The organism is Flagellimonas sp. 2504JD4-2, assembly GCF_053642935.1.
In genome coordinates, this window is record NZ_JBSIOV010000002.1 from 857,972 (window position 1) to 870,594 (window position 12,623).

Here is a 12,623-nt window from a genome sequence, read left to right on the forward strand (position 1 = left end):
TCGTCCTTCGGATACCTACCCCCTCCGTCCACTAAAAGTGGACACCTCCCCCTTACATGGGGAGGAGTTTATGGTTTATTCCTCTAACATGGTTTTCGCCTGCTGGCGGTATTTGCGGTACAGTCCCCGAAAATCTGTAACATAGATGTTTGTGCTCTTCCCTTTTAGGCTATCACTACTGGTATAAAAGAGCTGCTTGCCGTTCTTAGGCAAATAGGGGTACAGATCACTACCAGAGGTGTTCAGTTCCGTCATATTCTGGGGAAGTGTCCATGTATCGTCATATTTAAAGCTTATATGCAGGTCACCATAGGGCGATATGTTGGTTTCCCGTTGAGAGGCCTCAAAAATAATCAGGTCCCCCTTGTCGTTGATTTCCAAGTTCCATTCCCCTTTAGGAGAGTTTAAGGTACTTCCCATGTTTACGGGTGGGCCAAACTCCCTATACTTAAATTTGGACATATATAAATCTCCCTGTCCATATCCCCCGGGCCGGTCAGAGGCAAAATAAAGATTGCCCGCACCATCGGTACGCGGACTGTATTCCGTATTTTCAGAATTTATGGGATAGGACAAAACAACAGGTTCTCCCCAGACGTCACTTTCATCACGGGTCACTATCCATATATCTGCAGAAGTTTTGGTATGTTCTGCAGGCCTATCGGAAATAAAAAACAGGGTTTTTCCATCTCTGGATAGATGGGGATCACTATCGTCATGGATTCCCGAAAAAGCAGCAATTTTAGGTTTGGACCATGTACCATTTTTCTTGGTAGCGCGATAAATGGCACTTTTCATATCTCCGCTAGCCCACTCCTGCCAACTTTTGGCGAAGTAAAGTTCATTGCCATCCGAAGAAAAGGTGCAGGAATATTCCACTGCTTGGGTAGAAATATTGTCCGGTTCAAATTTGACAATACGTTTTGGTTTCTCGCATCCAAAACAAATTGATAGGATACAACAAAGCAGCGTCCAAGTTCCAAATTTAATGTTTCCCATATGCAACGATTATGTTATCTAAAGAGGGGAACCAAATTCGCAATAAAACCGTCTACCTATCCAAGGTCCATAAAAGTAATAATTATCCCCATAGTGTAGGGATATTCTGTATAAAATGTTTCCCTGAACTTGTAGAAGGACAATTTTAGGTTATAAAATGGGAGGGTCATGTATTCTTCCGTCCATTTATAGCGGACATGGAGGAGCTTTTTCATGCAAATTCAACCCTTAAGGGTTGATGCACCCGCTTTTTCATGATTCAACAGTCAACGCTTTCGTTCCTATCTACCACCATATCCAGTCAATTGTCTGTTGGCACCTATAATCCTATGGCAAGGTACGATAACAGCTATTCGATTCACCTTGCAACCGAAAAATGGAGGCCTATTTTTTTATTTGGAATTAATTCACGCAGCACTGCACATACTACTGCCCCAGAAGATTTCTGCTTATTTTAGAGTCACAGTAATTTGTAAAAACTGAATCATGATCATTGAACACCTAGGAAAGCGGCCAAAAATACATCCTTCCGCCTATGTTGCTCCAAATGCCACCATATGTGGGGATGTAAACATTGGTAAAAACACCAGAATAATGTTTGGAGCACAAATCATTGCGGAAAACAGCCCAATTGAAATTGGGGAACATTGTATTATTTTGGAAAATGCTGTTGTCCGGGGAACCCAAGGTCTCCCAGTTCAAATAGGCAATCATTGCTTGGTCGGACCCAATGCCCACTTGGCGGGATGTACCGTTGAGGATGATGTTTTTTTGGCCACTGGAGTTTCAATTTTTCATGGAGCCACAATTAAAAGGGGAAGTGAAATACGCATAAATGGGGTAGTTCACTTAAAAACAGTTTTTCCTAAAAATGAGACTTTACCCATTGGTTGGATAGCCGTTGGAAATCCCATGAAAATGTTCCCACCCGATAAGCACAATGAAATCTGGGAGATTCAGAAAAAGTTGAATTTCCCAAGTCTAGTTTATGACCTTTCCGAACAAGATAGTTTGGCCAACGCCAATAAAAATCTTTGTCTAACAATGTCTGGTAGACTAAAAGAACATAAATCTGACCGGGTTTTGTGAATAGTCTTGGATCTATTTACCGCAAATAGTTAAACTAGCTCAGGGTAACTCCTAATTCTTGGGTAAAAACACCTCAGCCATCATACAACGTGCACTTCCTCCACCACAAGTTTCTATAGTGTTCAACGAGCTATGGATTATGGGGCAATGTTTCTCAATAGCTTCCCTTCGGGTTTTGTCCAAACTATGATACGCTGCAGAACTCATCACCATATAGCGCTGGTCGTTGGCGCCAATGACTTGAAGCATATTACCGGCAAATTGATACATCTGTTCTTCAGTGATGTTGATGACCTCTTTTCCATCCTTTTTAAGATGTTCCACCACATTTTTACGTTCTTTTTTGTCATCAATGGTATCCAAGCAGATAACTGCAAAGGTTTCGGCCATGGCCATCATCACGTTAGTATGATAAATGGGCAATCGTTCACCGTTCACCGTCTGATTGGCGGTAAAAATCACTGGAAAACAATCAAAATCTTCGCAGAATTCAATAAAAAGTTCCTCATGGGCCCGTTCAGAGAGGGCACAATAGGCTTTTTGGTTTACACGGTCCTTTAGAATACTTCCGGTTCCCTCCAAAAACACCCCTTCTTCTTCCGCAGAAGTATAGTCTATAACATTATCTATTCGGAAACCTTCTTCTTCAAGGACATCAAAAATGTCCTCTCTTCTTTCCTTTCTTCGATTTTCGGCAAACATGGGGTATACGCAAACCGTACCACTGTTATGGAACGATATCCAATTGTTCGGAAAAATGGAATCTGGGGTGTCAGGCTCCTTGGTATCGTCAATTACGATTACATTGACACCATGACTCCTTAGTTTGGCTACAAAATCATCAAACTCCTGTTGGGCCTTGGCATTGATTTCTTCGTTGCCCATGCCCATTTCTTCCTGAAAGTAGTTGTTTACGGCCGTCTGCTCATTCATTCTAAAGTTCACCGGCCGTACCATTAAAATGGTATTGGTTACCTGCATTGCACGCTTGTCTTTTTTTGTTTATTTGAGAGGGTAAATATACGTGCAAATGCAACAATTTTACACATAAAAATTGGGACAAAATTTCGTCAATTCGAGTGAATGTTACGAATGAAGTGAGTAAGATTTATATCGAGAATAAGAATTATGGAGCTAGAGACAGTTCTCGATACGATTTTTCATAAAAAATCACTCGAACTGACGCTGGAAATATCTGTATTTCCATATTCACGTCTTATCTAGGTTCTGTTTTTATTTCAAATTCCCTTCAAAATCTACTCCTTTGCCAAAGGGATTTAATAAACTGTCTATCAACACACTAACCGTTCTTCTATCCAGTTGGATTGATGGAGTGAATGGAATTTCCATTACTTCATTATCCCAAACTTCCCTAATGGCATCCAAGGTGATTTTCTTATCAATTTTGCCCAATATCCCTGTCAAAAAAACCGGGGTAACACCCTGGCCCGAAGCATGTTCATTTTTAATTCCTGGATAAAGCGGAAGCAATCCGTTTTTCAGTTCGTATTCAGATACAATCCTATTGGGATAGAACCAAGTTTCATTGGCCCATTTATATGGAATTCCATATCCCTTTAACACCCCAGAAGCTCCAATGCGCTGCATTGCCCCAAACGCCTTGTCCTTGGGATTGACATCAATAAATGGCATAATATAGGCGTTGTTCTCCACAAGAGCCTGTTGTACCTGCCGGATGGATACCTCAGAAGTGTTTTTTTGCTCTTTGACGGCAGTTGCAGCTATAGCACCTGCAGCTTGCCCAATCCCTAGGACCACAGGTTGCAATCGTGTGGTTCCATTGACAATATTCGATACGCTGATGTTTTTATCAGACACTAGAAAGTTATCTACCGCTTCTGGAACCAAACTTCCCATGGGAATGGAATAACTGGGCACTTTTATGTTGATGAATTCAATTTCAGGGGTATCGGGGTTTTTATCGTGATGATGGTCTATGGGATAATCCCCGACAGCAACCCCAGTTTTATAGAGATTGAAATCATAGGGTCGCTCCAAATGGTCCACCACCAGAAACGTTTTTCCCTTGACCCTTCTGCCCTCTCGATGGTAGGGAATCATAGGGTAATTGTCCTTGGTCGGAAACTCATCGGCCAACCTTAGGTTTTTATATCCCAAATCGTTTTGGATGTAGTAGACAAAACCTTGGGTAAAGATTTTGGCCTTTTTTATGGCTTCTTCTTGCTCCGCTTCGGTCATTTCTGGCCAGTTTACAAAATAATCATTTCCGCAATTGGGCCAATTGATCATGTATTTTTCGTTCGGTAATTTTCCGTAGGTCAGCATTTGGTCACAGTCCGCCACAGAACCGAACATTTCGCCACCTTCGCGCTTGCAGGCACAAGCGTAGGCATCTGGAGCGTAGTTTTTGGGCTTTTTCACCAATCCTTTTCGACTTCTACTGTCACCAACATCCTTTAGGATGGCCACATAGGTCAAATCCTGAACTATGGGGTTCGAAGCTTCAGGTGCTTCTTTTTCCCCAGTATCCTGCTTGGAATCCATTCCCAATCGAAAATCGGCACCAACCAAAGGAAGCAATTCCCCAGTTTCCGTAGCATCTATAAGAACAGAAGCTTTGGTTGTAAAGGATTTACCCTTCTGTTTATAGTGAACAAGCCACTTACCATTCTTGTTTTCCACTCTGCCATAACGCGCTTCATACAAAATATCCAGATTCAGGTGATCAGCCATTTCTCTCAATATTGATTTGCCTACAGATGGTTCGAAAAGTGTATGACTGACCCATCCGGTCGCCACCGCCTTTGGACCCCCATAGTGGTCATAAAGCTTTTGCCGGAACTCTCCCCAAATCCCAGAAGGCATTTTATGGTTGCCGTCTATCGCCGATACCCCGGCAGAAGTGAGCATACCGCCCAACCAAGTGGTTTTTTCAATAATTTGAACCTTTGCGCCCATTCGTGCTGCTTGGATTCCTGCGGAAGTGCCTCCAGCACCTCCACCGACAATCACAATATCCACATCTTTCTGCGCATAGGTGGGCATAAAAATTATGCTGAAAATTAGTAAGCCAATTATTCGTTTCATCCTTTTACATTTTTGGATATGTCTTTCTAAAAAAAGTATCATGGAGCTTCAATCCTTCATAAAAAAAGAACACTTCTCCTTGAAGTCCCAAACTACGATTGGTTTTGATCATCTTTTTCAAAAACCGTTTTGATGGGGTATAACCATTCACACGAAGCAATACACCTGGCACAAATAGATCACGTTTATCCGCAGGCATAAAATCCACGTTGGATTCCAATGTGGTACTATAGGCTTCGATATCATATCGATACACCTGCGGAATGATTAGATCCACCCATCCATTTTTCACCCAAGTGGGCCAATCTTGCAGGTATTCTTCCTTGCTCCATGGAAAAATGCTGGGTGCCATGGTCACCAATACTTGGGGTTTAACGGATTTAACCGTCCTGTACACCTTTTCCGCAAAAAGGTTCAATCGGTTGGCACGCCAGTCAATCCAATCCGTATCCCTGTAATCTTTAGGAGGTGCTTGACCATTGTGTTCCTTTTTGTATTCGGAAACCGTATGGGCGTCATAGCCCGATGTGGAAGGATTGGCAGGGAGCCTATCATCTCCTTGGATGCCATCAATATTATAGTTTTTGACTACCTCAACAATCAGCGACAGTAAAAAGTCCTGAACCTCTGGATCAAATGGGTTCATCCATTGGAATCCATTCTTGGAAACCAAATTACCCTCCACATCAATGGCCTTCCATTCTGGTTTTTTCCGAAGGATATGTCCTCCATCTTCTTCTTGATAACTCGACGAGAATCCGAACTCGAACCAAGCATGCACTTTTAAATCTTCTTTGTGGGCTTCCTCAATCAAGGTCTGGAGCACATCAAACTTTGAAAATCTTGGAGCCACTTTAACTCCAAATAAATCTTCCATTACCTCACTGGGGTATAGGGTATGTCCCCTATTCCAAACCACCACATAGATATTGTCCAAACCAATATCCTTGCATCTTGAAACCACCTCTTTTATTCCAGCTTTGGTATCCAAGGCTTCGCTTGCCACATCGGTCAACCACACTCCTTTTTCTGACTGCGAGAATCCATAGCCGAACGCAAGCATTGCAATAATCTGGATGAAACGTTTTAGAAGCTTGGGCAAACTCATTTTCTCAAGGTATTAGATATCCAGTGCTTTTGAAACCTCAAACAATGCTCGGGGCACGTGAAAACAGCCTTTCCATTTGCCTCCTTTTAAATTTAGCAAAAGTTCTCCCTGACGGTTCAGGTATCCGTACCATTCCCCACCATAAACAGGGTCCCTAAAATGGTTCCATGTGTAATCGTGTACTTTTTTAAACCACTTCGCGGCTTTGGGACTTTGGTTATGGGCATAGGTTTTTGCCAAAGCAATCAATGTTTCCAAGTGTACCCACCACAACTTTTGGTCCCATTCCAGTTTTTCAGGGGGATTGTCTTTGGCATCCATAAAATAGAAGATGCCACCATAAGCTTCATCCCATCCTTTTTCCAATTGTTGGAACATGATGGCTTCGGCCTTTTTTACCAAATCGGGGTCGTTTGTCTTCAACCCAATGTTCATTACAAACCACATTGCCTCGATGGCATGACCTGGGTTTAACAACCTACCTTCAAAGCTGTCTACGAATTTGCCATCCAAAGAAATATTTTCATATACCAAACCAGTCTTTGCATCATAAAATTGATTCATAATCACATCCACAAGGGAATCCGTCAATTCCTGTACCTGATTACCTTCCAATAGATGTTCAAGTTCCAATGCCAGATTACATAGAATCATGGGTAAGGAAAAATCCTGTAGATTACGGGTACCGGGGTATTTTTTGTTGTACTTCCCTTTGGGGTTTTGTTGTCGTGACAGAATATTTTGAAAAGTATCCTTGGCAATCTTGGCGAAACGTTCGTCTTTTTCTGCTTTGTAGTATTCCCCGAATGCCATTGCGGCAAAACAGTCAGCGAATATATTATAGGGTTGAACCAATGGGTTTCCTTTTTGATCTAGGGAGAAGTACCAATTTCCCTCCGTATCCCTACCATATTTTTCGAGAAAGTCTATCCCATTTTTGGCCATTGCCTTCCAATTGGGTCTAGGGTCAAGAACATTGTACAATTTTGAGAATGTCCAAATCTGTCTTGCCTGCAACCACACAAACTTGTCCGTATCGTACGCTTTCCCTTCGGTGGTTAGGCAGGAAAAGTACCCGCCGTGTACCTCATCCCTAGAAAATTGTTCCCAAAAAGGAATAACCTCCTCCAAAAGCTCTGACCGGTACAAACTGGCATACTTTTTCAAAACCGACGGTGTTTTATGGGTTCCGGATTCTCTATGTTGAAATATTCCATATATCGATTGTACAAATGCCCTGCTTGCAAGTAGGCAGATTGTGGGCTCATAAAGTGTGAAAACTCGAACGTAATGGCTTTTTGGCACCCGGCTCTTTGAGCAGCCTGCATTTTCAACAATAACTTTTCAAATTTGATAGGCATAAATTTTATAGGCATATCGCGGTCAAAGGATTCGACATTGGTCCATGATTGCATTCCATAGGTATCCGCCAGTTTTTTATTGATGACCAAATATTCCTCCAACTCATCATAGTCTACATGTCCATCTTGAAAGGCCACTATATCGACAGCACCTTGAATCCCTCTAAAAATTTCATTCCATTCTTGAAAATGCTCTTCCAGCGAAATAGCATTGTCCCGGGTTACTAAACTACCCAAGCCCATTACGGCCTTCTTCCCATCGATCCAAGGAGAAATCAAAACCGGAAGATCGTTGCTTACCACCTTGCAGTGTTTGCCCAATTTGGCAATTGCGGTGATGGCTCCCTTGGTCTTTCTACTGAGCTCCAGACTCAAATACCAGCCTTTGAAGCTTTTATGGTGTCCATATTTCTCGAAAACTTCTTCAATAACTCGGAGATTTACGGCTATCTCGTGGGTCATATCCCCTGTTTTCCAATATTCCCCACTATCGTATGTTCCAAAATAGAAATCCATTCCATACTCCTCAGATAACTCCAAAAATTGTTGGACCAAATCCACAGGCGGCCTAAAACAACCCTTTTCTTGCATCAGATATTCCGAGGGGTAGGTAAGAAACTTTTCATAACCACAACGAATTAAAACCACCGTATTGATTCCCATCTTTTTCATGTGCTGGAAATCTTGGCTCCATTCCTTTCTGCCCCAATTTTGATGGGGAATGTCATGGCTTATTTCATCCAAAAAAGTTGCGCTGATCAAGAGACTCTTTTCCATACTACTCAACATTTTTTAAGTTATCCCACCAGAATTTCTTTAGCAAGTAACTTGTCAAAATCAATATGGCCGACCATATGACCATTTCAGTGTTCTCGCGAAGCATAAAGTAAATTGGAATGACCACCTGAGCCATTTGCCAAACAATACCCACGATCACATTAAAGGTATCCCGCTTAAAATCCATATTCGGAACAAATGAAGGGTCTTCCTTCATGACTTCCTTTTTTATGGGTCCCCATATGCCCCACGGCTTTGTTTGTTTGTAGAACTGTTTCACCTTTTCCCGATTCGGCAGGGGCTCCACATAGGTTCCGATAATGCATCCCAAGAAAGAAAACAGGAAAATAATGGGGAACACAAAAATGTCGACGTACTCTGGGAAGAAGAAAAGCTTGACCGTGGAGGCAATCAAGCCAAAGAGCATGCCCCAGAAATACCCGTTCCCACTAAAACGCCACCAAATCCATTTGAGCACGTTGGCGGCCACATACCCTCCATAAAGAGCAGAACTTAGCCATAAGATCAGTTCGTTTAAAGAGCTTGCATTCAATCCGAAAACGATTCCGACCATCACCATTCCCAAGGAGGCAAGTATACTCAACCGCACCAACTTCTTATCCGATGCTCCAGGATTAATGTATTTTTTGTAGATATCGTTTACAAGGTAAGCCGGTGCGGCATTTACAAAAGCTGCGAAGGTTCCCATAAACGCTGCTAAGAATCCCGCCAACATCAATCCCTTTAACCCTACTGGGAGGAACTTATTTATGGCCATGGGCAAAACCTGTTCAAAATCGATATTTTCTCCCATAGCCAACAGTTCGGGGCCTAAATACACCAAGGAAAGTACCGTAAAACCTACAATCATGAAATAGCGGGGGATATAAAGGACGCAAATGGTCAAAAAACTCATTTTGGCAGCTTCCCCTGCATTTCTTGTTGCTAAAATTCGTTGCATGTCGTATGAAGGTACCGGACCTGCAATAGAAGCAAAAATTCCTTTGAGCACCATTAACACGAACAACAGACCAAAGAGATCAAATCCATCATTGGCTATTTTGGTATTTACCTGCGGAAAGGCCGCATTGCTCCAATCCAAGTTTAGATTCCAACCGAACATCACATCTTTCCAACCTGAGGGAACAACCTCATCTATTTGACCGGCATCAACCATGGTATAGGCAATTACTCCTACCCCAATACATGCAATGGTCATTATCACGAACTGCATGACCTCAGTGGCCACAACACTGTGCATTCCTCCTTTAACGGTATACAGTGATGTAAGTCCGCAAACCAATAACGCATAGCTTTTCGCCGAAGACACATGATAGCCTAAAAAGTCAAAGGCCAGATCCCACGGTAAAATGGAGGTACAGTATTTTCCTATCCCTTCAAAAAAGTACGCGATAAAACCAAGAACACTGATGACCGCAAATATGACGATAATGATGTGGGAAAGTTTGGCTCCCTTTCCATCCCCAAAGCGGAAAGTAATCCATTCGGCTCCGGTCATAACATTGGATCTGCGCATCCAAATCGCTAGGTAAACAAAAACAAATACTTGATTCCATACCGGCCAGAGCCAAGGCAACCAGGCGCTTTTAAGACCATAGACAAAAAGAATACCAACCGTCCACATGGTCCCTGAAATATCGAACATACCAGAGGCGTTGCTCAACCCCAAATAATACCATGGAAGTTGGTTTCCGCCCAAAAAATATGATTCAAGATTTTTGGAAGCTCTTTTGGACAAATAGAATCCGAGCACAAGAACCCCGATCACATAGGCGAGGACAATTGCGATATCAATAGTTGAAATTTCCATGCTACCCGATATAGGTACGATTTATTGTGAGTATCTCTATTGGTTTATGATGCATCCTGTAGAAAAACCAATTAGAGCAAATCTACATTATTGTGATGAATTTCAATTTGTTCACGAGCACATTTATTGATTATTCAACAAAAATCATATTTTAATGAATTATTATTAATGTTTGATGAGGATTTTATCTTTTATTTATTGCTATTCCACCCCAACTTCACTACTTTGGTCCTTGATTAGGCTAATGGTGGATTTTGTTCCAAATATTTAATCAATCCCTTTACGCTCTTATATAGTCAGCGGTTTGCATTACGCTTAGAACTTAGATCCTATGAATCCCAAAAAGTACACACTTGAAGATATAGCCAAACTCGCCCAGGTCTCTAGGGGAACTGTGGATCGTGTGGTCAATAATAGAGGTAAGGTTTCAGCCAAGGCCAAAACAAAAGTGGAACATGTACTCAAGGAGATAGATTATAAGCCAAATCTGATTGCTCGATCATTAAAAAGACATAAGGATCTTACTATAGCGGTAATCATACCCGAACATAATGAACAAGATATTTATTGGGACCAATGCGCCCAGGGCATTGAGGAAGCTGGCAAAAGATTGACCCAATTTGGGATCATGCTTCATTATTTTCGCTATCAGAAAAGCAAAGAGAGCATTACAAACATGCTATCCGAAGCAATACAGTTAAATCCCAGTGCAATTTTGATTGCGCCTATATACTTTGAGGAATTAAAGTCATTGTTCTCAAAAGCTGAGATGCAGAACATTCCGATTGGACTAATCAATACTCCCATTGAGGAGATCAACTATATGACATTTGTCGGACAAGACTACAAAATGAGCGGACGACTCGCCGCACAACTTATGGATAATCTTATTGGAAATACTTCCAAGTCAAAAATCCTAGTTGCACATCTTGGCGTTGATAACGATCAAGCCGTACACTTACAAGACAAAGAACGTGGTTTCAAGTCCTATTTCAATGAGCGAATGCCTGATGTGCAAATTGAGACGGTTTCGTTCGCTTCGGATAACTTCTCCGAAAATTTAGATGCTCTTTTCTCAGAAATCGAGGGAATTTATGTGACCACTTCAAAGGCTCATTTACTATCGGACTATCTGAACAAAAATCCAAAAATTAAAGTGATCGGCTATGATTTGGTACCCAAGAACATTTCACAATTAAAAAAGGGAAACATCAACATCCTTCTCAACCAAAATCCTAAAATGCAGGGTGATGCCTGTATCAATTCGCTTTCCGAGTATTTGCTATATAACCATGTTGTCACCAAGAAGAAACTGTTCCCTATCGATATTGTATTGACAGAGAATCTGGAGAGCTATGTTTGATTCAATGTTGCTTAGCTCCTTATCATGGGCATTGTACTACAACGCAACAACCCTTCTTGCTTTGCAATCTCGGCATATGGAATCTCTTCAACGGTAAATCCCTGTTCCCGAAGCCAATTGTTTAATCGCGTGAACCCCCTTTCTGAAACTACTACCTCAGGGGAAATGGAAAATACATTGCTGAACATCTGGTACATTTCATCTTTATCAATCTCAAAGATGTTTTCCCTTCCAAAATAGTCCACTAGCCATTGGTACTCCTCCTCAACCAAAAAACCATTTTTATGCAGAATCGCCTTGTTCTTCCCAACAGGTTGAAAACAACAATCCAAATGCAATGCATTGTCCTTGGCATTTGTATTGGACTTTCGCAGCTCAAAAGCTTTTACAGTTTTGTGCGGAAATTGTTCTCTTAGAAACTCAACAGCCTCCTCGTTCGTGCGAGCGGTGATATAATCAGGATAGTCAGGTCCTGTATAGGTACCCACAAAAATGTAATCGTTCCAAGGCATTACATCACCACCTTCAATATGGACTTCTTCTGGAGGTCTAATTATCTTGTTCGGGTCGATTTTATCCAAAACATGTTGAATGGCCTCAAACTCCCGCTCCCTATCCGGCAGAATATTGGAATGAAACAATTTATCCTCAATCACAAAGGCGATGTCCCTTGAAAATATCTGATTACAATCTTGCAAAACCGAAGGTCTAAAAACCTCTACGCCATGCTTTTCGAATACCTTGGCGAATGCATCCATCTCTTTGATCATATCCTCTTCTTTTGGATAGGTTCCAGCTAAAATATGTTCCAAGGATTTGGGATCGTAAGCCTCTTCCGGCTTTGGTGTTGGACCACAACTTTCTGCGGTTCCCAATATCACCGCTTTGAGCGGGTTTGTTTCATTTTCAATATGCAATTGCATCATATAACCGTCATTTATAAATCCGTAAGGGATCCAAAAACAGGAAAACCTTAAAAATTCTGTGGCAAAACTAGTGCTTTGTTATTGATTTTCCATTGGCAGA

General features: G+C 41.7%; 12 protein-coding genes. 2 read left to right on the forward strand and 10 right to left on the reverse strand.

Annotated elements, in window-relative coordinates; genetic code table 11:
- Nucleotides 1–75 precede the first annotated feature (75 nt).
- The 3 genes from ACULLH_RS10505 to ACULLH_RS10515 form a co-directional block, all read right to left on the reverse strand.
- Nucleotides 76–999, reverse strand: a complete 924-nt coding sequence (locus ACULLH_RS10505) for a TolB family protein (RefSeq protein ID WP_454088703.1) — start codon at nucleotides 997–999, stop codon at nucleotides 76–78.
- A 56-nt stretch (nucleotides 1,000–1,055) separates the two neighbouring features.
- Nucleotides 1,056–1,214 (reverse strand): hypothetical protein, encoded by a 159-nt coding sequence (locus tag ACULLH_RS10510; protein ID WP_454088704.1) that lies wholly within the window; start codon nucleotides 1,212–1,214, stop codon nucleotides 1,056–1,058.
- A gap of 66 nt (nucleotides 1,215–1,280) precedes the next feature.
- A complete protein-coding gene (locus tag ACULLH_RS10515) occupies nucleotides 1,281–1,361 on the reverse strand; it encodes an MGMT family protein (protein WP_454088832.1) in 81 nt (26 codons plus the stop codon).
- 124 nt (nucleotides 1,362–1,485) lie between these two features.
- Between ACULLH_RS10515 and ACULLH_RS10520 the strand changes: the two genes are divergently transcribed.
- Nucleotides 1,486–2,088: a gamma carbonic anhydrase family protein gene (locus ACULLH_RS10520; RefSeq protein WP_454088705.1), complete on the forward strand. Its 603-nt coding sequence runs from the start codon at nucleotides 1,486–1,488 to the stop codon at nucleotides 2,086–2,088.
- Between the two features lie 51 nt (nucleotides 2,089–2,139).
- Here ACULLH_RS10520 and ctlX read toward each other — a convergent pair whose 3' ends face one another.
- The 6 genes from ctlX to ACULLH_RS10550 form a co-directional block, all read right to left on the reverse strand.
- On the reverse strand, nucleotides 2,140–3,069 hold the full coding sequence (gene ctlX, locus ACULLH_RS10525; protein ID WP_454088706.1) for a citrulline utilization hydrolase CtlX: 930 nt from the start codon (nucleotides 3,067–3,069) through the stop codon (nucleotides 2,140–2,142).
- 252 nt (nucleotides 3,070–3,321) lie between these two features.
- Complete coding sequence (locus tag ACULLH_RS10530) at nucleotides 3,322–5,157, reverse strand: FAD-dependent oxidoreductase (protein WP_454088707.1); 1,836 nt, start codon at nucleotides 5,155–5,157, stop codon at nucleotides 3,322–3,324.
- Between the two features lie 4 nt (nucleotides 5,158–5,161).
- Nucleotides 5,162–6,265: a glycoside hydrolase family 10 protein gene (locus ACULLH_RS10535; protein WP_454088708.1), complete on the reverse strand. Its 1,104-nt coding sequence runs from the start codon at nucleotides 6,263–6,265 to the stop codon at nucleotides 5,162–5,164.
- Between the two features lie 12 nt (nucleotides 6,266–6,277).
- Nucleotides 6,278–7,432, reverse strand: coding sequence for an AGE family epimerase/isomerase (locus ACULLH_RS10540; RefSeq protein WP_454088709.1), 1,155 nt, complete (start codon nucleotides 7,430–7,432; stop codon nucleotides 6,278–6,280).
- On the reverse strand, nucleotides 7,429–8,403 hold the full coding sequence (locus ACULLH_RS10545) for a DUF4434 domain-containing protein (RefSeq protein WP_454088710.1): 975 nt from the start codon (nucleotides 8,401–8,403) through the stop codon (nucleotides 7,429–7,431). The genes ACULLH_RS10540 and ACULLH_RS10545 overlap by 4 nt, the downstream gene beginning before the upstream one ends.
- A gap of 1 nt (nucleotide 8,404) precedes the next feature.
- Nucleotides 8,405–10,234 (reverse strand): sodium:solute symporter family protein, encoded by a 1,830-nt coding sequence (locus ACULLH_RS10550; RefSeq protein ID WP_454088711.1) that lies wholly within the window; start codon nucleotides 10,232–10,234, stop codon nucleotides 8,405–8,407.
- Between the two features lie 331 nt (nucleotides 10,235–10,565).
- On the opposite strand from ACULLH_RS10550, the gene ACULLH_RS10555 reads away from it, so the two are divergent.
- The gene (locus ACULLH_RS10555; RefSeq protein WP_454088712.1) at nucleotides 10,566–11,597 is read left to right on the forward strand and encodes a substrate-binding domain-containing protein; all 1,032 of its coding nucleotides are present in this window, start codon (nucleotides 10,566–10,568) and stop codon (nucleotides 11,595–11,597) included.
- Between the two features lie 11 nt (nucleotides 11,598–11,608).
- Here the strand turns inward: ACULLH_RS10555 and ACULLH_RS10560 are convergent, their stop codons facing one another.
- Nucleotides 11,609–12,523: a dimethylarginine dimethylaminohydrolase family protein gene (locus ACULLH_RS10560; protein WP_454088713.1), complete on the reverse strand. Its 915-nt coding sequence runs from the start codon at nucleotides 12,521–12,523 to the stop codon at nucleotides 11,609–11,611.
- Nucleotides 12,524–12,623: the final 100 nt, after the last annotated feature.